This window comes from Sutcliffiella sp. NPDC057660, from assembly GCF_042800035.1.
Classification (GTDB): Bacteria; Bacillota; Bacilli; order Bacillales; family Bacillaceae_I; genus Sutcliffiella_A.
This window is the reverse complement of record NZ_JBHVHV010000012.1, coordinates 138,953-158,729: the sequence shown is the minus strand read 5'-3', so window position 1 is coordinate 158,729 and position 19,777 is coordinate 138,953. Positions and strand designations below refer to the sequence as shown.

At 41.5% G+C, this 19,777-nt stretch carries 28 protein-coding genes; 9 read left to right on the top strand and 19 right to left on the bottom strand.

Translation table 11 applies throughout. From position 1 onward, the window contains the following. Positions 1-90: 90 nt before the first annotated feature. Positions 91-312, bottom strand: coding sequence for a hypothetical protein (locus ACFVAD_RS15525; RefSeq protein WP_386641856.1), 222 nt, complete (start codon positions 310-312; stop codon positions 91-93). Positions 313-555: 243 nt separating this feature from the next. Here ACFVAD_RS15525 and ACFVAD_RS15520 point away from each other — a divergent pair, with 243 nt between their 5' ends. Further along, positions 556-780: a hypothetical protein gene (locus tag ACFVAD_RS15520; RefSeq protein ID WP_386641853.1), complete on the top strand. Its 225-nt coding sequence runs from the start codon at positions 556-558 to the stop codon at positions 778-780. Positions 781-874: 94 nt separating this feature from the next. Then, a complete protein-coding gene (locus ACFVAD_RS15515; protein ID WP_386641850.1) occupies positions 875-1,426 on the top strand; it encodes an HD domain-containing protein in 552 nt (183 codons plus the stop codon). A 74-nt stretch (positions 1,427-1,500) separates the two neighbouring features. Here ACFVAD_RS15515 and ACFVAD_RS15510 read toward each other — a convergent pair whose 3' ends face one another. The 5 genes from ACFVAD_RS15510 to ACFVAD_RS15490 all read right to left on the bottom strand — a co-directional run bounded on the left by ACFVAD_RS15510 (position 1,501) and on the right by ACFVAD_RS15490 (position 5,702). Beyond that, positions 1,501-2,397, bottom strand: a complete 897-nt coding sequence (locus ACFVAD_RS15510; protein WP_386641847.1) for a GNAT family N-acetyltransferase — start codon at positions 2,395-2,397, stop codon at positions 1,501-1,503. 93 nt (positions 2,398-2,490) lie between these two features. Continuing rightward, entirely contained in the window at positions 2,491-3,081 is a 591-nt protein-coding gene (locus ACFVAD_RS15505) for an SCO family protein (protein WP_386641844.1), read from the bottom strand. Positions 3,082-3,149: 68 nt separating this feature from the next. Continuing rightward, complete coding sequence (locus ACFVAD_RS15500) at positions 3,150-4,148, bottom strand: aliphatic sulfonate ABC transporter substrate-binding protein (protein ID WP_386641841.1); 999 nt, start codon at positions 4,146-4,148, stop codon at positions 3,150-3,152. A gap of 28 nt (positions 4,149-4,176) precedes the next feature. Next, the gene (locus ACFVAD_RS15495; RefSeq protein WP_386641837.1) at positions 4,177-4,932 is read right to left on the bottom strand and encodes an ABC transporter permease; all 756 of its coding nucleotides are present in this window, start codon (positions 4,930-4,932) and stop codon (positions 4,177-4,179) included. Beyond that, positions 4,929-5,702 (bottom strand): ABC transporter ATP-binding protein, encoded by a 774-nt coding sequence (locus ACFVAD_RS15490; RefSeq protein WP_386641834.1) that lies wholly within the window; start codon positions 5,700-5,702, stop codon positions 4,929-4,931. Before ACFVAD_RS15490 ends, ACFVAD_RS15495 begins: the two co-directional genes overlap by 4 nt. A gap of 483 nt (positions 5,703-6,185) precedes the next feature. Here ACFVAD_RS15490 and ACFVAD_RS15485 point away from each other — a divergent pair, with 483 nt between their 5' ends. The 4 genes from ACFVAD_RS15485 (at position 6,186) to ACFVAD_RS15470 (ending at position 8,776) form a co-directional block, all read left to right on the top strand. Next, positions 6,186-6,911: an alpha/beta hydrolase gene (locus ACFVAD_RS15485; protein WP_386641831.1), complete on the top strand. Its 726-nt coding sequence runs from the start codon at positions 6,186-6,188 to the stop codon at positions 6,909-6,911. Between the two features lie 102 nt (positions 6,912-7,013). Further along, positions 7,014-7,535 (top strand): YjcG family protein, encoded by a 522-nt coding sequence (locus ACFVAD_RS15480; protein ID WP_386641828.1) that lies wholly within the window; start codon positions 7,014-7,016, stop codon positions 7,533-7,535. 3 nt (positions 7,536-7,538) lie between these two features. After that, positions 7,539-7,964 (top strand): GNAT family N-acetyltransferase, encoded by a 426-nt coding sequence (locus ACFVAD_RS15475; RefSeq protein WP_386641826.1) that lies wholly within the window; start codon positions 7,539-7,541, stop codon positions 7,962-7,964. A gap of 110 nt (positions 7,965-8,074) precedes the next feature. After that, positions 8,075-8,776: a DUF421 domain-containing protein gene (locus ACFVAD_RS15470; RefSeq protein WP_386641952.1), complete on the top strand. Its 702-nt coding sequence runs from the start codon at positions 8,075-8,077 to the stop codon at positions 8,774-8,776. Here the strand turns inward: ACFVAD_RS15470 and ACFVAD_RS15465 are convergent. After that, complete coding sequence (locus tag ACFVAD_RS15465; protein WP_386641824.1) at positions 8,746-9,654, bottom strand: MBL fold metallo-hydrolase; 909 nt, start codon at positions 9,652-9,654, stop codon at positions 8,746-8,748. The genes ACFVAD_RS15470 and ACFVAD_RS15465 overlap by 31 nt on opposite strands. 28 nt (positions 9,655-9,682) lie before the next feature. After that, positions 9,683-9,949 carry a hypothetical protein gene (locus tag ACFVAD_RS15460; protein WP_386641821.1) on the bottom strand — a complete coding sequence of 89 codons (267 nt, stop codon included), beginning with the start codon at positions 9,947-9,949 and terminating at the stop codon, positions 9,683-9,685. 123 nt (positions 9,950-10,072) lie between these two features. On the opposite strand from ACFVAD_RS15460, the gene ACFVAD_RS15455 reads away from it, so the two are divergent. The 3 genes from ACFVAD_RS15455 (at position 10,073) to ACFVAD_RS15445 (ending at position 13,242) form a co-directional block, all read left to right on the top strand. Next, positions 10,073-12,373: a UvrD-helicase domain-containing protein gene (locus ACFVAD_RS15455; protein ID WP_386641818.1), complete on the top strand. Its 2,301-nt coding sequence runs from the start codon at positions 10,073-10,075 to the stop codon at positions 12,371-12,373. A gap of 159 nt (positions 12,374-12,532) precedes the next feature. Beyond that, a complete protein-coding gene (gene sda / locus ACFVAD_RS15450) occupies positions 12,533-12,709 on the top strand; it encodes a sporulation histidine kinase inhibitor Sda (protein ID WP_386641816.1) in 177 nt (58 codons plus the stop codon). 68 nt (positions 12,710-12,777) lie between these two features. Further along, on the top strand, positions 12,778-13,242 hold the full coding sequence (locus ACFVAD_RS15445) for a hypothetical protein (protein WP_386641813.1): 465 nt from the start codon (positions 12,778-12,780) through the stop codon (positions 13,240-13,242). A 46-nt stretch (positions 13,243-13,288) separates the two neighbouring features. On the opposite strand, the gene spoVIF is transcribed toward ACFVAD_RS15445, so the two are convergent. The 11 genes from spoVIF to ACFVAD_RS15390 form a co-directional block, all read right to left on the bottom strand. Beyond that, positions 13,289-13,549 carry a sporulation-specific transcription regulator SpoVIF gene (spoVIF, locus tag ACFVAD_RS15440; protein WP_386641810.1) on the bottom strand — a complete coding sequence of 87 codons (261 nt, stop codon included), beginning with the start codon at positions 13,547-13,549 and terminating at the stop codon, positions 13,289-13,291. Between the two features lie 135 nt (positions 13,550-13,684). Further along, entirely contained in the window at positions 13,685-13,837 is a 153-nt protein-coding gene (locus tag ACFVAD_RS15435) for a YjcZ family sporulation protein (RefSeq protein ID WP_386641807.1), read from the bottom strand. 265 nt (positions 13,838-14,102) lie between these two features. Further along, positions 14,103-14,303 carry a hypothetical protein gene (locus ACFVAD_RS15430; protein WP_386641804.1) on the bottom strand — a complete coding sequence of 67 codons (201 nt, stop codon included), beginning with the start codon at positions 14,301-14,303 and terminating at the stop codon, positions 14,103-14,105. Between the two features lie 47 nt (positions 14,304-14,350). Continuing rightward, a complete protein-coding gene (locus tag ACFVAD_RS15425; protein WP_386641801.1) occupies positions 14,351-15,211 on the bottom strand; it encodes a DUF421 domain-containing protein in 861 nt (286 codons plus the stop codon). Positions 15,212-15,229: 18 nt separating this feature from the next. Beyond that, on the bottom strand, positions 15,230-15,427 hold the full coding sequence (locus tag ACFVAD_RS15420) for a DUF1657 domain-containing protein (protein ID WP_386641798.1): 198 nt from the start codon (positions 15,425-15,427) through the stop codon (positions 15,230-15,232). Between the two features lie 5 nt (positions 15,428-15,432). Next, positions 15,433-15,789 carry a stage V sporulation protein AE gene (gene spoVAE / locus ACFVAD_RS15415; RefSeq protein WP_386641795.1) on the bottom strand — a complete coding sequence of 119 codons (357 nt, stop codon included), beginning with the start codon at positions 15,787-15,789 and terminating at the stop codon, positions 15,433-15,435. Between the two features lies 1 nt (position 15,790). After that, positions 15,791-16,801, bottom strand: a complete 1,011-nt coding sequence (gene spoVAD, locus ACFVAD_RS15410; RefSeq protein WP_386641792.1) for a stage V sporulation protein AD — start codon at positions 16,799-16,801, stop codon at positions 15,791-15,793. Beyond that, positions 16,801-17,277, bottom strand: coding sequence for a stage V sporulation protein AC (gene spoVAC, locus ACFVAD_RS15405; protein WP_386641789.1), 477 nt, complete (start codon positions 17,275-17,277; stop codon positions 16,801-16,803). Before spoVAC ends, spoVAD begins: the two co-directional genes overlap by 1 nt. A 16-nt stretch (positions 17,278-17,293) precedes the next feature. Beyond that, a complete protein-coding gene (locus tag ACFVAD_RS15400) occupies positions 17,294-17,746 on the bottom strand; it encodes a YhcN/YlaJ family sporulation lipoprotein (RefSeq protein WP_386641787.1) in 453 nt (150 codons plus the stop codon). A gap of 102 nt (positions 17,747-17,848) precedes the next feature. Next, the gene (locus ACFVAD_RS15395; RefSeq protein WP_386641949.1) at positions 17,849-18,202 is read right to left on the bottom strand and encodes a DUF1360 domain-containing protein; all 354 of its coding nucleotides are present in this window, start codon (positions 18,200-18,202) and stop codon (positions 17,849-17,851) included. A 319-nt stretch (positions 18,203-18,521) separates the two neighbouring features. Beyond that, on the bottom strand, positions 18,522-19,777 hold a 1,256-nt coding region (locus ACFVAD_RS15390; RefSeq protein WP_386641784.1), incomplete at its 5' end, for a hypothetical protein.

Genomic DNA, 19,777 nt, shown 5'->3' with positions numbered 1-19,777 from the left:
TATAGATAGGACAGGTTTCTTTGTAAAGGGTTTTTTATTTATTCTTGCAAAAATTAATAACCGCTCTTCAATGGAGAGCGGCTTCCACTATTAAATATGATTGGCTTCCTTTTCCCTCTTCCCTGCCCCGTAAGCATCCACCATCAACAGGATTGCTGTCACCGTATGCAGTGCCCACCCAAGAATAGGGACCCAGCCCAAACACGAAGTGATAATACCCCATATACTTCCGTGCTTTTTTTCGCCTTCTTGACTACTGAAAACAAGCGTCACAATATGTAGAACAAGAAGTATGCCAAGTGGAGCATACAATAAGGAGACGACTGTTAACCTCCAATGACCGGAATGGCAAGAAAGGCTTCCAAGCCCCCCGTTACCCATTTTAAAATAGTAGAAATTTTCATATCTCCCTCTCCTTCTACAAAATGAAAAATAAATTCCTTCTATATAGTATATGCTCGACCACCAAGAATAAAACAGAATATGCGTTCGTATTTTTCTTGCATACAAAACGTATGTTCGCTTATAATAGTTATTGAAAGGAGGTCGGATTGGATGCACAGATTACTATCACTTTATGCCAAGCGCCAGATGCCGATTGAAATGATCTACCTTGCGAAAGACGGGCAGATTACACAACGTGAAATCTCTGTGCTGCAGGTTGATGGACGTACAGTCGTCGCTTTTTGCCACTTGCGTAAAACGAAGCGGACATTTCTTTTGGAAAACATTCTATCTTTTGTTCCCGTAAAGAACAAAAAAACCAATATCTCATTATAATTTCCACTTTTGTCCTATTGTTTTAGTTCTGTCCAATGTGGTATTCTATACAGTAATATATTTTTCACTTTTACTAACCAGGGGAGGAGATTTAATGAGAGAAGTAACTTTAACAGATCTTTTTTTACACCCAATTACACAGAAATTCCTGCAGCGTTCCGGGGTGGCGCATGCACTCGAGGTGGCCAACCACGCTTTTCATCTGGCGTTCAAATACAATGTCAGTGTCGATTTGGCCACAAAGGCGGCTCTTTTACATGATATAGGGCATTATGAATGGTATCGCCAAGGAAAATGGGACTATGAGCTTTATCGCGAAAATGATATCCATGCAATAAAAGGGGCAGAACGAGCTCATAAGCTGTTAATCCGTTTAGGAGAGAACCCCCAAAACGCAAAACAGATTTCCGTAGCCATCCTGCTTCATACCGATTCCTATCTTCCGGAATCCGATATTAAGCGCAGCCCTCTCCAAAAGGTTGTCAAGCTTGCAGATGAGATGGACGAAGAACAAGGAGGAAATCACCACTATAAACAAATTGATCAGATTACTGCACTTAAAAAGATTCAAAAGCTCGATCAACTGGTTGATCAATACCTTCCAAAGCAACAGCTTCACTTAAACACCCAGGAAAAAACTATATAAAATCCCATACCCCATACTAAATGGTGCAAGAGGTAGCCAACGCTGCCACCTCTTCAAATTTATAATGAAACCCCTTACTTTTCACCCCTATGTAAAAAGTAGTCGTAGCCGCTCCTAATCTGGAATCCGACTCCTACATAAAGCTTTAAGGCATTGATGTTTTTTACATCCACATCCAACCTGATCTTTTTAGCCGGATAATTGTTTTGTATCAGTTTAATCGCTCGCCTGAGGATCTCCCTCCCAATTCCCTTTCCCCGTTTTGATGGAGTGACAGTAAAAGCACTAATATACATCGAGCTTTCTTCAATGGAAATGGTCAACGTTGCAATCTCTTTACCCTCATATTTGATGATATAAAGTTCAAACCCCTCCTGTGTTCGATTTCTTTCCAATAATGGGGTAACACTGTCGTTGGCATGTTCAAAATGAAAACCGTCGCTCAACAGGTTGCCAATGATTTCAACATCCTTTTCCTCGGCCAAAAGGAATTCTATTTTCTGTTGCAGAATTGGACTTTCATCTCCACTCGCCGTTTCCTTGTATTCCATTGTATACTCAGAAAAGCTATACGTAGCATCTATTTTGTGCATCAAGCTTTTTGCTTCGTCCGAAGTCCCCGGACAGACGTACAGGATCTCATCAGCACCCCGCTCCTTGCAAATTTCCAGGGCCTTATTCAACATCTCTGTAAACCTTCCAGCTTTTCGATGGTCTGGATGAATCATCCCTGCAAGCTCCACCTTCGTTTTGACAACAAAGGAATAGACTCCTAAAAAACCTACTAACTTTGAGTCTTCCTCATCATAGCTTAATAATAGATCCAAATGACTTCCTTCCGCTTTTTGCAGCATCGATAGATTAATGCTTGCACTTACGGTAAAGCCATCATGTTTCTCGCATTCTTTCAACAGCTGGACTACATCCTGATATTCATTTTGTGTTAAGAAGTTTTTTTGTATTATGTTCATATGTCTATGCTCCAATTTTTATTTTCTTCTATAAATAAAAACACCCATATTCACTATGAGTGTTCGACAAGGTCCATATTTATTCCTTCCATACTATTCTCTTACTTTTTTAAGATCCTCCATGATTTCCTCAAACGGTACATCCATTCCACTGTATTGTTCCCGGACATAACCTTCTTTGTCTACAAGAAAGATTCCCGTACTATGCATATACTGGTCTGAGGACTCATCCTTGGCTGCAGGTACCATAAAGGAGACATTTGCAAACCTTTCTATATCCTCCTGCGAGTATCCCGTAACAAAGTCCCAGCTGCTGTAATCCGCTTCCACCTGATCTCCGTAATCCTTTAATGCATCCGGGGTGTCTACGACAGGATCGATACTAAAGGAAACGATGGAGATATCAAGTCCTTCCTCTTCCATTTGGCGCTGCACTCTCGCCATATTCGCTGTCATTGGAGGGCATACCGTATCACAGTTTGTGAAGATGAAGTTGGCCAGCCAATATTCCCCTTTTTTATCAGAAGTCGCAAATGCCTCTCCGGCCTGGTTTTTACCTGTAAGCTCACTTACCTCAAGCTTCATGGAAAACTCTTCATCCAAATTTATTTCCTTATCAGCACTGCATGCACCAAGCAATAGAATGGATAACGTAAAAACGCATATTGCAAAATATTTTTTCATAAGAAGACCCCCTAGTTAACTAAAGAAAAAGTGTCGAGACTATTATAGCCCGACACCCCACTTATGTGCTAGTTAATGAATTGTGTATCGATAAGTTCTTTGAAATCTGGTTTTTCTTTAAGGAATTTCAGATCAAAGGAAGAGTTTGCAAATTCCTGGATTACTTCCGCGTCCACTTCGTTTGTAAAACGGATTCTTTCCCAAGCTGAATCTACAACCTCTTTGGAAAGCTCCTGATTCGTGGATTCCTTGATGGATTTAATCGCAATCTCCTTTGAATCTTCCGGATTTTCTGCGATAAAATTAACCGATTCCTGATGCGCTGCCACAAGCTTCTCCACCAGTTCCTTCTTTTCATCAATCAGTTTACCGGTCGTTACAAAAATCGTATTTGGAAGAGTGGTGCCATAGGATATTTCATTGCTGTCCACGAGAATCTTTGCTCCATACTCAATGGATAGGACTGAAGCCCAAGGTTCCGGTACAGCTGCGGCATCCACCTTCTTTGATTCGAACATACCCCCATATTGTGCAGGGTTACCGGTTACATGCTTCAAGGTTCCACCGATTCGTGCAGATGAAAGTCCAAAGTCTTTCAGGAATGTTTCCATTTGCACATCATGTGTACATCCTATTCCAGGTGTTATGAACGTGGCTCCGTCAAGCTCTTCAACAGAAGTAATCCCGCTTTCTTTGCTCGCAATAATAACGGTCCCGCCAGAGGAAGCTCCAGCAACAATCTTTACATCCGCCCCACTTGTATAGTTATTCATGACCGGCGCAGGACCTACAAGTCCACCATCGATATCCCCGGTTTTCAATGCTGTCATAAATGCTCCACCGTCAGGGAATGTTTTATATTCCACTGTATAATCGTCACCCAAGGCTTTTTCATATAATGCCTTTTCTCTTGCAACCATTGCCGGAACATGATCGATGTTAGGAAAATATCCGATTACCACTTTTTCCTTTCCATCTCCAGTACCATTGCTTGATGAACCACACCCGCTTAGAACCCCCAGCACCAGCAAAAATAGGGCACTAACAGCCAACCAACTTTTTTTCATCTTCTTTCCTCCCTCGTACACTCTCTATTTATGAATCCAAGCCCCAGCGACGAATGACATTTTTTTCGAAGCGCTGGAAGATGACTAAATCAACAACGGAACCGATGACACAAATAATGATGATGACTCCAAACACAAGACTCATCTGTCCGAAGTCTGCTGCATATTTCAACGTGTAGCCAAGCCCTGGCCCCATACTAAGAAGCTCAGCAGCCATCAATGCTCTCCACGCGAATGCCCAGGCGAGTCTTGCTCCTGTCACTGCATATGGGATAGACGCAGGCAGGATGATTTTCCAGAACATTTCAATTCCTGTTGCTCCCATAGTGGAAGCGGCTTTTATAAAAAGTGGCGGTACACTTTTTATTCCCATTCTCATATTAATCGTCATCACCAAAGTACCACCCAGTGTGACAATAAAAATGATGGCTGTTTCATTAAAACCGAACCAGATGATGGCAAGTGGCAGCCATACAATGCTTGGTACACTTTGCAGTGCTAGCACAAGTGTCCCGAGCGTTTCATCCGCCGTTTTGGATTTCGCAAGCCAAATGCCCAGCAATGTTCCAATAACCAAGGAGATTGCGAGTCCTACAGCCAATCGTTTAAAGCTTGCCAATAGGTCATAGATCAATGTTTTATCTGCAAAACCTGCATAAAGTGCCTCAGCAACATTGGACGGCTTTGGCATGAGATCCGGTGACCAGCCAATTATTCTCACTGCAAGCTCCCAGACAATAAATAGGGTTGCAAAAAATATGAGGCGTTTAACTCCTGGTTTCATTGCTTTAACTCCTCTTTCACGACTTTATCTATCTCTTTCTCAAGCATTCTGCTGATTTCAAGCTCCAGTTCGGCAACCTCTTCACTCGTTCTCATTCTGGGACGTGGCAGACCCACTTTTATATCTGCTATAATCGTTCCAGGTCTTGTTCCCATGACAAGGATTCTGTCAGAAAGCTTGATTGATTCATGAATGCTGTGAGTGACAAATAGAACCGTCTTTTGGGTCTGTAACCAGATGGTTTCCAACTCCTGCTGTAATCGCAATCTTGTTTGTTCATCCAGGGCGCCAAAAGGTTCATCCATCAGTAATACGGCGGGGTCCATGGCAAGGGCACGTGCAATGGATACTCTTTGCTGCATTCCGCCGGAAAGTTCGTGTGGATACTGTGTGAGATTGCTTCCAAGCTGGACCATTTTCAAATAATGATTGGCGCGCTGCAATCGTTCTTCTTTATTCTTCATGTCTCTGATGGCAAAGAGGACATTTTCCTCGACTGTCATCCACGGGAACAGGGCTGCTTGTTGGAACACCATTCCCCTATCCTTACCAGGTTTTGTAATGACCGAGTCATGTAATCGGATTTCACCGCTGGTAGGCTTCAGCAAACCAGCCACCATGGAAAGCAAGGTGGATTTTCCACAGCCTGAAGGCCCTAGGATGGAAACAAACTCCCCCTCTTCTATATCCACATTAATGGAGGAAAGGACGGTATTTTCTATATTGTTCTGTACATAGTTCTTCGTTATATCCAAAAGTTGTAAAAACATAAGTATCACCCGCTTCTATTTAATCCTCATAAGTTTAATCGGAATAATTGGAATAAGAACCATTATATAACGTATGAATTATTCGTCAATATATTGACAGGAAAAAATCAAATTATTTTAATCTTGTATCATGTAGGCTCTGTGACTGTCTAGTGTTGATTTAATAAGAATCTAGCTGTTGATTGGAGCAAAAGGCGGAGACTCCTCGAAAATGCGAGCATTTTCTTCGTGCGATGTATCGCTGCCGCAGCCTTCCTTGTCCTGCGGGAGATGGCGTTTAGTGGAGACCCCACAGGCGAAGCCGAGGAGGCTCTCGTCAGCCCCGCGGAAAGCGCAGCCTTTTGCGGAAATCAACAGCGGTGTTTTACAGAGCCTTCATGTAAAGTCATGTGCACAAGATACCTACTTTTTTAGAAAGATATGATATGATTATGACTAAAGCGCTTACGAGAGTGGACTAAGACATCATAGGAGGCTAAATTGATGAAAAAAACACCAGGGAAAATCGAGGAATTGAAACTATATAGCAATGAACTGCAAGAAGAAATGACCTTAATGGTTTACACACCTGCGAACTATTCGCCGCTCTATAAATACAATGTCCTTATCGCCCAAGACGGAAAAGATTACTTCACATTGGGCAGAATAGGAACGATTGCTGATCAACTTTTAGAAAATAAGGAAATTCAAAACACCATCATCATCGGGATACCATATAGGAGTGTGAAGGATCGAAGAGAAAAGTATCATCCCGAGGGCAGCAAGCAGAGTGCATATATCCGTTTCCTTGCCCACGAACTGACACCGTTTATCGATCGCGAATATCCGACTTATCAAATGGGAATGGGACGTGCGTTAATCGGAGATTCTTTAGGTGCTACGGTTTCACTCATGACTGCCCTCTCCTATCCACATACATTTGGTAAAGTCATCATGCAGTCACCCTATGTAGATGAAGCAGTACTGAACAAGGTCGAGGATTTTAATCAGACCTCCTTCCTTTCCTTGTATCATGTGGTTGGAACAAAGGAAACGGAAGTGCCTACCACCGATGGCAAGAAGAAAGATTTTATCAGCCCAAACCGCACGCTTCATGAACGGATGAAGGAAAAGAACTACACCGTATTCTATGAGGAGTTCGAAGGGACGCATACTTGGACTTATTGGCAGCCGGATCTGAGACAAGCACTGCCAAAAATGCTTTCATAACTATCAGAATTCTTTTCTATCTATTTAAGTAAAATTACGATAAAATAAGGAAAAGAATATTCATTTTTCTTATAAACAATACATAAGTAGGAGGGATATTGGATGAAATATGGAATCGCTATTTTTCCAACAAAAAAACTACAGGACTTTGCAAATTCTTATCGTAAACGCTATGATGCGCATTATGCGTTAATTCCGCCACATGTCACATTGAAAAATGCGTTTGAAATTGATGAAAACGACATGAAATCTGTCACTGATGAGCTTTCTTCCATTGCAAAAGAAACCGCTCCAATCCCTTTGAATATTTACAAGGTTAGCTCCTTTGCTCCCGTTAATAATGTCATTTATCTAAAAGTGGATCCGAATAAAGAGTTGATTTCCCTTCATGAAAAGCTGCACAATGGGACCGGGTATTTCAATGATAACCGCGAATTTTCCTATGTACCGCATATAACAATCGGACAAAAATTATCGGATGATGAACATTCTGATGTTCTTGGCGCTTTGAAAATGACAGACATTGAGCATGAAGAAATCGTGGATCGGTTCCATTTGCTATACCAGCTTGAGGATGGTATGTGGACAGTTTATGAAACATTTCGTTTTGGAAAGGGCTGCTAAACCTTGCACGTACAATTAGTGGAAAATGAACACCAGCTCGAGGATGCTTATTCCGTTAGAAAAATCGTTTTTGTAGAAGAGCAATTAGTACCAATAGAAGAAGAGATTGATGATTTTGAAGCAGAAGCTGCCCATTTTGTCCTGTATGATGAAGATCAGGCAGTTGGAGCAGGACGCTTTCGTATAATCGAAGGTACCGGCAAGGTGGAACGAATCTGCGTACTTCCTTCCCACCGTACCGCCAGAGGTTCCGGTAGACAAATCATGAAGTTTATTGAAGAATATGCCCAATCAAAAGGGGTCACTTCCCTGAAATTGAATGCTCAGACCCATGCGGAAGGCTTTTATTCCAAGCTCGGCTATCAAACGGTTTCTGAAATTTTCCTTGACGCAGGAATACCTCATGTCACCATGAAGAAAACCATCTAATTTGCAATAGGCGAACACCCATCAAATTTGGGTGTTCGTCTTTTTTCATAATTCTCCCTAATTTGAGTACACTACTAGGAGGAAAACAAGTGAAGGATGACAGCCAAATTATGATGGAATATGGACGAATCACTGTAGAGTTGATTATAGGGTTTTGTGCGCTTTTTGCCCTTACCCAGCTCTTGGGGAAAACGCAGATTACTCAGATTACCCCATTTGATTTTATTTCAGCCTTGGTTTTAGGGGAACTTGTCGGAAACGCCTTATATGATAAAGAAATTGGGGTTGTAAAAATACTTTTCACCGTAATTCTATGGGGACTACTCATCTATTTACTGGAAATGATTACACAAAAATGGGGCCGCACAAGGGCATGGCTTGAAGGCCGGCCCTCCATTGTCATACATAGAGGCCGGATTAATAAGAAAGAACTGAAAAAAGCGAAACTTGATATTGATCAGCTTCGCCATCTTCTCCGTTCCAAAGGGGCCTTCTCTCTAAGGGAAGTGGAATATGCAATTCTGGAAACCGACGGTACAGTCAGCGTCCTTAAAAAGTATGGATATGAAACCCCTATTAACAGGGATTTGAATGTTCCAAGCAAAGAAGTAACGCTTTCCATCCCTCTCATAACGGACGGCCGCATCTTATCGGAAAACCTGAAAGAAATTAACCTTACAGAGCAATGGCTATTATCAGAAATAAAAAAGCTGGGATACCACACTCCAAAAGAGTTGATTTTTGCTGAATGGGAAAGAGGAATGCCTCTTTATGTCATTCCTTACCTGGAGAGCGACACCACAACCAACTGATTATTTTTGACTGCAAAATCAACCTTTTCTTCACTTATAAGCTTAGTTAGGTATGCCGATATCGCTGTTCGAAAAAGCATGAAGGAAGGTGCATTTTTGATGACAACAGCTTTTTCGCTGCAACATAATGCAACAAGGTTTTCCAGAGTTATTCCGTCTTTGCATGCTCTAACATTTTCTTCTACTAATTGTTCGATTTCCTTATGTACTCTGATATTCTCATCAATCGTCTTTACATGGTCCTCTTCAAAGCTTCCGTGTCCTGGTATGGCTCCCTTGCACGGAAGACTTTTTATTTTCTCCAGACTCGCCAAAGTACGGGTTGCATCCACGATAAAAGGAATCCCGTGTTTATCCAATGATTCTTTTCCAAAGTATCCATCAGCCGCAAAAAAGATGTCTTCAGCTATAATACCAAACTGATTATAGCTATGACCTGGCAATGCAATGGTTTTAAAGCTTACCTCCCCCACCTTCAGGTTCTCTTCTTCCATTATAATAGTATCCACTCTGACAGGTTTCCCTTCCAGAAATTTGTTTCTCCAATGCGCCAATGGATAAACTCCATGGAATAAATATAGTGGCTCGAGTATCGGGTTCTCTAATATAGCCGATTCCAGATTTGGTGCAAATGTGTGAATCACCTGTTTTTGTTGAAGGTAGGCGGCGCCTCCGTAATGATCCGCGTGAGCATGTGTAATGAATAGATGTGTCAGAGGCAACTCTCGCTCACCAAGGTGCCTCAACACTTTTTTCATCGCCTGATCGTCAAGACCAGCGTCCACCAGCAGCCCCTCTTTGGAGGAAACTTTGATATACCCAATATTCACTGCACCTTGAAAATAACCAACCGATTCTGTTATCCATTGAAAATCCACATCAAGCACTTCCTTTAGAAATTTACTTCTATATAGATTCGTTTACATACCTTCCCTTTCCTGTTAATTCCGCCAATAAGTGATCAGAAATATACTCAGCCGCTTTTTCATCCCTTTTCCCTCTATACAAGCTTGGCCTGGCGTTTTTCTGGATATCCTCCCAAGAGTACTGGGAATCAACCCGGTAAAATGCAGGTCTTATTACCGGATCCAATTTGATCAGTTCCTTGGTTGTATTTAAGCGATTCGCATATTGCGTATATGCATCCATTTGAACAGGCAAAACATAGCCCATTATCCATCACTCCTTTCTTCATTTTTCCCTTTTTTAGAAATTAACAAACTATTAATGCCTCATGTCTTATTGATATATTATGTGTTAATATGAGAAGGATTGACTGTTAAAGGAGTTTTACAAATGAAGTCTGCCATTTGGAACGAACGATCCATACATTTAGATAAAATGACGAGAGAACGCTATCAGGAAATATATGAAGCAGGTATTAAAGGCGAGCTCCAATGTACGGTCTGTGGAGAAGGCGTCAAACTCTATCTCGGTCTTCGTAAAGAGCCTCATTTTTACCATATACATACATCCATTGTCCATGAAATGCCTCTAGGGGAACTGGAGACAGTGCCGCCCACCGAACCTCAAGAGGAACTCTATGTGGAACGTAATGGATTCCGTTTCCCTAAATCCAGATCAATAGCGACCGATTCCGGTACAAATGCTGTCAAACAAGTAAAATGGAAAAATCCAAAGCTACTTTCCAAGCTGCCTACCTTTATTAAAGAAAATTCGGCTCCCCTTTCTACTTTAGGTGGGTTTTTCCAGAAAATTGAGGAGAAAAATATCTTCCTTGATTCTGCTCAACAGAAAGCGGTAACCTCCATTGATGGACCGCTTCTTGTTCTAGCTGGTGCGGGCAGCGGCAAAACCCGCGTCCTTACAACCCGGGTGGCCTATATGGTACAGGAAATAGGGATAGATCCCCGCTCCATTATGCTGATCACATTTACAGCAAAAGCCGCGAACGAAATGAAGGAAAGATTGCAGATGTATGAAGGTCAGCATGAAAGGATTTTCTCCACCCTTGTTGCAGGCACCTTCCATAGTATCTTCTATAAAATGCTGGCCCATCATCACCCCGCTCGCTGGAATGGGGAAAACCTCATCAAGTGGGACTGGCAAAAGGAACAGTTTCTAAAATCAGCGGGAAGGAAAATCGGACTCGATGAAAAGGATTTCCCCTTTGATCAGGCAATTCAGCAGATTGGATTTTGGAAAAACAATATGCTGACACCGAAAATGATTACACCAAGCAATAAGGTTGAAGAACAAATAGCTAGCTTGTACAACGATTATGAGGATTGGAAAAAAGAGAAGCAGTTGTTTGACTTTGATGATATGCTTATAGGCTGTTATGAGCTTTTATTGGAGAATCCCGCACTTTTGACCAGATATCAGGAACGCTTCCGCTATTTTCTTATTGATGAATTTCAGGACATCAACAAAGTACAATATGAAACCATCAAGCTTCTCGCACCTGAAGGAAACATCTGTGCTGTCGGGGATGATGACCAAAGTATTTATGCTTTTAGAGGAAGTAATCCAGACTTCATCCTGAATTATCACCTTGATTTCCCGAACACCAAAGTTGTTACCTTATCCCAAAATTACCGCTCCGCCCACAGCATCGTTTCAGCGGCAAACCTGGTTATCCAAAAGAACAAAAGCCGCAAGCAAAAAAGAATGGTGGCTCAATATGACAATCAGACCTGGCCTGTTCTGTTCTTTCCATATGACGAAGAGGAAGAAGCAACCTTGATTGTCCAGGATATGAAGGAGCAAATCGAAAAGGGAAAACAGCCACGTGATTTTGCGGTATTGTATCGAACACATAGTGCAGCGAGAGCGATTTTCGAGCGCCTTTCCCAGTCTGGCCTGCCATTTACATTGGATCAGGATTATGAAAGCTTTTATAAGCGGCGAATTGTCAAAGCTATCCTCGGTTTTCTCCGTCTAAGCCGGGATCCGAACGATGTACAGGCATTTTCTGATATACTGCCTGCCCTTTTTTTAAGGCAATCAAGCCTTCAGGATGCAAAAGCATTTAGCATTCTTGAGGATTGCAGTCTAGTAATGACATTGGGTAAATTATCGAATCTGCAGCCATTTCAACTAAAGAAAATCAAAAGGATTGTACCACTGTTTTCCACTTTGAAAACGGTCACGCCTCTTGTTGCGCTTGAAATGATTGAAAAGGACATGGGGTTTGATGACTATATCAAGAAACGCGGGAATGAAGGCAATGCCCTTGAGAAAGGCTCGGATGAGATTCGTGACCTAAAGGTTGTAGCAAAGAAATTCAATTCAATTTCCGATTTCCTGGAGCATGTAGATGATATGATCGCCAAAACGGATGAGATGAAAAAGCTCAGCAAAAAGTACGGCAATGCTATTCATCTCTCGACTATCCATCGTTCAAAGGGTTTGGAGTATAATCATGTATATATTCTAAGTGCAGTAGATGGGAGCCTCCCACATGATTTTTCATTAGAGACATTTCGCAATGGAGAACACCTGGCCCTTGAAGAGGAGCGCAGATTGCTTTATGTTGCCATGACACGTGCCCAGGAAGCATTGTTTCTTTCCATCCCTGAAAACAGAAGAGGAAAAAAAGCGTATATGTCACGATTCATTAAAGATATTCTATAAATCCCCAAGCAATCCCTTCAAAATGGGATTGCTTTTTTATTTTCCCTGATGTGCTTTATAACGTTTAAAATATTTCAATTGGGGTATGTACCACGTATGAGCTGAACGGAACTGAAAATTCAGACCGGTTTTAAGGTAAGAAAGGGGAATGATCTATCGATGCAAACCACCAAATCCAATTGTGCCATTACGGAACTGACAGATGAATCATTAATATTTGCATATGAAAATGCAAGAAAGAAGAATCTAGATTTACACTTCATTCAGCTTTTGGAGGAAGAGATTTCACAAAGACAGATCATCAGTTTGCATCATTCGGAAAAAATACCAAATTAATATAACGCAGCGACCTGATACATGATACTATTTAAATATACAGACTATTAAAAATGAAGGGGAATATTATGACAAAAACACTTCAAGACATAGAACAATGGACACAATTCCATCGTAAAACTGCCGTAGCCCTCTTCAATCAAGTATGGGACCTGATGGAAAAAGAATCTCGTACGGAAGAGGAAGACTTTTTAATGGTACATAAAGCACACGCATCGCGCTATCATTGGAATGAGATTGGGGAACCTGTACATTTTTCTCGCGGAGAATGGCAGATTTCAAGGGTATATGCTGTTTTGAAACGCCCAGAGCCTTCCCTGTATCATGCAAAACGCAACTTGGCCATTTGCCTGGAACATAAGATACAGGACTTTGATTTGGCATTTGCTTATGAAGCCATGGCCCGTGCCTATAGTGTAGGCGACGAGCAGGAACTGAAGGAAGACTATTTGCGCCTGGCGCACGAAGCAGCTCCACATATTGAAAAAGATGGCGACAGGAATTTGGTATTGAGCGATTTGGAAACAGTCTAGTAATAAAAAAATCTGGCACTCGGTGGAGAGCCAGATTTTTTATTTGCTATTTTTTCTTTTCATTTAACATTTTTGAAATGGTTCCCATGTCAACAGGCTTATTTCCATTCACCAATGTATTTACAATTTTATCTTCGAGTTCCTTAGGTACCTTTTTATTGGCAAGGGTGGCTACACGGCTGACAAGATTCCGTACTGTCTGCTCATCCTTGAAATTTGCATTTTGCATCGAATTTGCGAGTTCAAATACATCCTTCATATTTACACCGGTTTTCTTCTCTATGCCTTTGAATAAATTATTGTCCACTATACATCCTCCTCTCGGATATACCTCATTGTATGTGTAAAAGAATGGGTTTGTTACTTGGATACAGTTTCAATTTAGAGTCATACATGAAAAAAAGCACGGTTATCCGCGCTTTTCTTCATTCTTTTCTATTTATCAATAGAATTTAGAAGCACCAACGATAATTAGAAGAATGAATAGAACGACAATCAGGACGAATGTACCGCCAGTATTGCCGCCACAGCCATAGCCGTAACCAGGATATCCTGCTCCACCTACGCCATAAGGATAGCCACCATAGTAACCCATAATCTCGCACCTCCTTAATGAAGATTCCCTAATACTATATGTTTTTTTTTTCATTCGGTTTGGGCACATCTGAAGAGAATATTCAAATATTTGATTCTTTCTATATTATTGAAACCAAGCCTGTTTCCATGGTTCTCTTGAAAGATTCCCCATATATCCGGGCCTGGCTTGCTATTTGCATATAAAAAAGCCGATGATAAATAAGGAATTTCCTTACTTCATCCGCTTCGAAGTTAATCATTCTCGCCCATTTCATAAAATTTGCTCATGAACCTTCCATCCATTTTTCCAGATTTCCCATGTACTTGTTCATTCTGGCCTCCAACCATAGCGCATTCAGTATAAAGTCTTCTGCACTTGCAATATGATCCTTGCCGAGCTTCTCCGTCTCTTTCAGATTTCCCATCACCTTCCACCGCTCAAACATAAACTTCAGATGTTCTTCCCCGAAATCAAAATCTCCCATGTTTTCACCTCAAAATAGTCTATGTAAAAGGTTGAAAAGATGGTCCTTCAATCCTTTAATAACGGGCTCAATCTATTTTTAATATTTGCAAGCTGCGCAGAAATTTCTTCATACATCCCTTTTTCAGTTTGAGTGGGAGTAATCTTTTCCAAGTAGGAAAAGTCAGCCTCGCACTTTTCAAGTGTCAAAAGCAACAGCTGTCTTTCTTTCATTTTTTCCGGTGCCAATTTGTCATTATACAAATCCAGACTTATTCTCCCTTTTGAATCAACCTGCGCCAAAAAAACCGATTCCAGCAGCACCTGTTCTTTTTCCAGCTGTGCTTTAAGCCACCCGCGATTTAATCCGATCTTGGCAAGCGGCTCGTCGAGAATATCACCGTCCATTATCACTGTCTGCGGTTCGGTAATATGCGGATTGTCCGAATAAATGTCCCCATAGGTAATCGGCTGATGTTCCTTCTTTAAAAGAACACTTAGATCGCCGTTTGATTCCAAGGTTGCAAATTCAATATAATCAATGTTGAATATATCCTTCTTCCGCAGCTGCTCCAGCAGTTCATCAATCGAATATTTTTCTTTTCTCAAATTCCGTTCCAGGATTTTCCCATTTTCTATAAAAACTGTGGCATTTCCTTCAATTATATCCCGAAATCCTTTTGACCTGAGAGAAATCTGGGAAATGACCAAAGGAAACAGTGACCATATCAGAATACTGGTAATTCCATTTCCCACTTTGAGATCGGGATCCATGGACAGTGTACCAGCAATATCCCCTACTGTTATACCTACAATATATTCAAAAAAGGAAAGTTTCGAAAGCTGCTTTTTCCCCAATAGCTTGGTAATGATAAAGAGCCCTATAATGATGGAAAAAGAGCGAATCGCAATCTCTGTCCATTGCGGCATATCGAGCCAGCCCCTTTTTTATTTTCCTTGTGTTGATTGGTTTTGATTTTTCAATTTTATGTTGATGGTAGAAACAAGTTCGTCAATTTTCATCATGGATTCGTGGTAGCTCTGGCGTGCCCCCTCATCGACCGCTTCCATTGCAAAAACCTGAAGACTGCTGCGTATCATCTTTAAAGAAGCAAGGTTATAGCTTAAAATTAATTTTTCTTCCATGGCCTTTATCCTTTCGGCTTGAATAGTAATGCTCCAATAAATCCGAAGACAATGGCAGCTGAGATACCCGAACTGGTGACTTCGAACATGCCGGTCAACACCCCGACCAGTCCATGCTTGGATGCCTCCTCCAACGCACCATGTACCAATGAATTCCCAAAGCTTGTAATTGGGACAGTCGCCCCTGCACCTGCAAATGCGATCAAAGGTTCATAAAGACCCAGTCCGTCAAGAATTGCTCCTGCTACAACCAATGCACTCAAGGTATGGCCTGGTGTAAGCTTGAATACATCAAACATTACTTGACCAATGACGCAAATGAGGCCTCCGACAACAAACGCCCAAAAAAACGATAGCAGCATGCTAATTTCCTCCCATCTCAATTGATACAGCGTGCGCAATACAAGGAATGGATTCCTTTTGCTGAAAGGACAGAGGAGATAAAAGTGCCCCTGTTGCGACCATCAGAAGCCGCTTTATATTTCCTTTCTTCATTTCATTTAACAGGTGCCCATAAAAAACAGTAGCCGAGCAGCCTGCCCCACTTCCTCCAGCTAGCACCGGCTGATCTTTTTTATAAATCAACAACCCTGCATCCTGATATTGCTGTTCAGTAATCGAGAATCCACCCTCACGCAGGAGATCAAGCGATACCTGTCTACCGATTTCTCCAAGATCCCCAGTTACGATCAAATCATAGTAGGAGGGATTTCTTCCAAGGTCCTTAAAATGGGCTTTTAATGTATCAACTGCGGCCGGAGCCATGGCGCCACCCATATTGAACGGGTCCGTTAAACCCATATTTATCACTTTACCGATTGTTGCAGCTGTCACATGCGGTCCTACCCCTACATTCCCAATCAGCCCAACTCCTGCTCCGGTTACCGTCCATTGTGCCGTCGGAGGTTTCTGTCCGCCATATTCCGTCGGGTAGCGGAACTGCTTTTCTACAGCCGTATTATGGCTGGATGCCCCTGTCAGGCAGTACTGCGCTCCTCCATAGTTCACAAGAAAGCTTGCCAGCGCCAGACCTTCCATCGATGTTGAACACGCACCGAATACACCTATGTAAGGAATACCCAAAGCTTCAGCTGCAAAGTTCGTCGGTGTCATCTGATTGATCAGGTCACCAGCAAGCATGAATTGCACATTCTCCAACTCCATATTGGCTTTTTTCACCGCCTTGTTGCACGCTTCCTCCAGCAGAACCTTATGCGCCTTTTCATAGCTATCCTCTTCCAGCCAAAGATCCTTGTGTAATAGATCAAAATCATCGGCAAGTAGACCATTCGCTTCAAAAGGACCACCGACTGCCGCTCCTGAGAGAATAACCGGCTTATTTGCAAATGTCCAAGATTGTTTTCCTTTTAGCATCAGAAACCTCCTATCTGCATGATGACCGTTTTAATTAGTGCAACGACAAATGCGGAAAACACACCGAACAGAATCACAGATCCGGCTAGCTTAAACATATTGGAACCTACTCCTAGAACAAATCCCTCTGTGCGGTGTTCAATACAAGCAGAGATTACAGCATTACCAAACCCTGTGACAGGAACAGCACTGCCAGCCCCGCCAAATTGGGCAATTCGATCATAGACACCAAATCCTGTCAACAGCATAGAGAGGAAAATCATCGTAGCAACCGTCGGATTCCCCGCTGTAACTTCTGTAAAATTCAAGAAATGGATATAACAAAGCTGAATAGCCTGTCCTACGATACAAAAGATTCCTCCAACCAAAAAGGCGATGAGACAATTCTTCCAGACCGGTCTTTTTAGTTCCCTTTGCTGTTCAAATTGCTGGTATTCCTTCTGCTCGGGTGTTGGCTGACTATTTTTTTTACTCAAATGGGATCCGCCCTTTCTAAGCCTTCTCTTTTCGAAGATCATCAATTTTTTCGATTCGCTTATTAATTTCTTTCTCGGTTAGGTTTTTTTCCTTGATGTCTTTACGCAATCGTTCTATTTCCAAACGTATCTTCAGATCATGGGAAACGATCACATTCTCATCTGGAAACTCTTTTTCCAAAGCCTTTTTCACTTTGGCTTCTATCTTTTCCGTGAAGAATTTTTGATATTGGGTGACATGAAAAGCAACAAGAAGCTCATCCTCAGAATCATATGCAACCGCACCCTTTACTTCTTTGAAATCAATTGCAATTTCTTCTGCCCTTTTTTCCTTATCGGATTTCTCTTTTTTCTTTGTAGAGGTCTGTGTCACAGTATCCTCCACCCTTTCTTTAATTTCTCCTCCACCACAGGCACTGAGAATCTGAAGTAATAAAATTAGTACAGAAAGAACTTTCCAATATTTCATCTTTTCACCTTCCTAATAAAATACTCTATCCCTTAATATTCTTATCCTGAAGAAAATTATGTAATAAAACAAAAACAGCCTTTCTTAGAAGGCCGGTTTTGTTCAATCTATTATACGATTTATGATACTTTCAATGATTCCTGCCAGACCTGCAGCAGCCAAAATAACGAGCATTGGCTTTCCTGCGAGTGGATACAGATAGAAGAGGAAAAATAAACCTGCTGTCACCCACATTCCCGTACACCAATGACAGCTTAAAAGCTCTCCGAAAAAGCCGCGTAACCCCTTTCCTTTTATAAGGACATACGTTTCCGTTTCACCGTTTCCATTCACTTCTTCCACTTCTTCAATAAAAGGTTTCCTTAAAAAATTAGTAATTTTATCGGTAATGATCAGCCTGGTCAATCGGAAACTAGCAAGCCCCAATAAAAGGAACCAATACCATTCATCCAAAATAAAAATCCCCCTTCCCATACATGGTTATGTCAGTAAGAGAGATTCTATAATAAAAAGCTTAATCAGTCGTTATGATTTTTTTCTTTCCGCACCCGCACCCAGAGGTTTTCTTTACTTTTTTCCTTGGCGAAGAAGTGGTGGAAGCAATTACCTTAGGAGAACCCTTCCCTGTTGGGGGCTGAGAATTGGAATAGTGATAATAAGTCATAGCGTAAACCTCCATCTTGGTCATATATATGAAACTACTTATATCATATTATGCTGATATGACCAATTTGTCTTCCGCCTTAGCACAAATCCTTGAAACAATTTTTCGCATTCAGGTTTCTTTTTTTACATTGTTATAGAACCAGCTTTGAATTTTTGGTTCTTCACTATTGGAAGGCTTATCGGATGTCGCTTTCTCCTCCTTCCATTCTGCCACCACCGTATGATTAGGGAAGAAAAAATTCGCCTTCTTTTCGAGATTGCCGACAAACGCACGTAATTTATTTATTTCTTCATAAGCACCCTTCAAATCCGCTTCGAACTGAGTCACTTTCTTTTTGAATTCTACATTTTCACTCTCAAGGCTATCATTCAAGTAAACTACCGTCTTCATTCCCTCTTGAAGCTGTTCATTTTCTTTCCCGGATTCCATTACTTTTCTGTTGGATTGGATGAGGTGGCTTTCAAGATCTGCGATAATGCCATTTTGATTTTTTGCTTCCTGCACTAATTCCAGATTTTCTTCTGATAATCTAGAAAGATGTTCTTCTGATTTCATATGCTCTTTCTGGACTGTTTGAAGTTGTTGCTTAGAGTCCTCCAATGCTAGTTGCACTGTTTGGTATTGTTGTTTTGCTTCGTCTAATTCTTGTTGCACCGTTTGGTATTGGTGTTTTGCTTCGTCTAATTCATGGTGGAGTGTTTGGCATTGTTCGTTTGAGTTAATTAGTTCATGCTGCATGCTTTGGCATTGCTGTTTGGCTGCTTCTACTTCTTGTTGGAGTGTTTGGCATTGTTCGTTTGAGTTAACCAATTCCTGCTGCACTGCCTGATATTGCTGTTTTGAGTCATCTAAATCTTTTTGCATCGTTTGGCATTGTTGTTTTGCTTCGTCTAATTCTTGTTGCACCGTTTGGTATTGGTGTTTTGCTTCTTCTAAATCATGGTGGAGTGTTTGGCATCGTTCGTTTGAGTTAATTAGTTCATGCTGCATGCTTTGGCATTGCTGTTTAGCTGCTTCTACTTCTTGTTGGAGGGTTTGGCGTTGTTCGTTTGAGATAACCAATTCCTGCTGCACTGCCTGATAATGCTGTTTTGAATCATCTAAATCCTGCTGCATGCTTTGGCATTGCTGTTTAGCTGCTTCTACTTCTTGTTGGAGTGTTTGGCATTGTTCGTTTGAGTTAACCAATTCCTGCTGCACTGCCTGATAATGCTGTTTTGAATCATCTAAATCCTGTTGCAAGCTTTGGCATTGCTGTTTAGCTACTTTTATTTCTTGTTGGAGTGTTTGGCATTGTTCGTTTGAAATAACCAATTCCTTCTGCACGGACTGATAGTGCTGTTTTGAGTCATCTAATTCCTGCT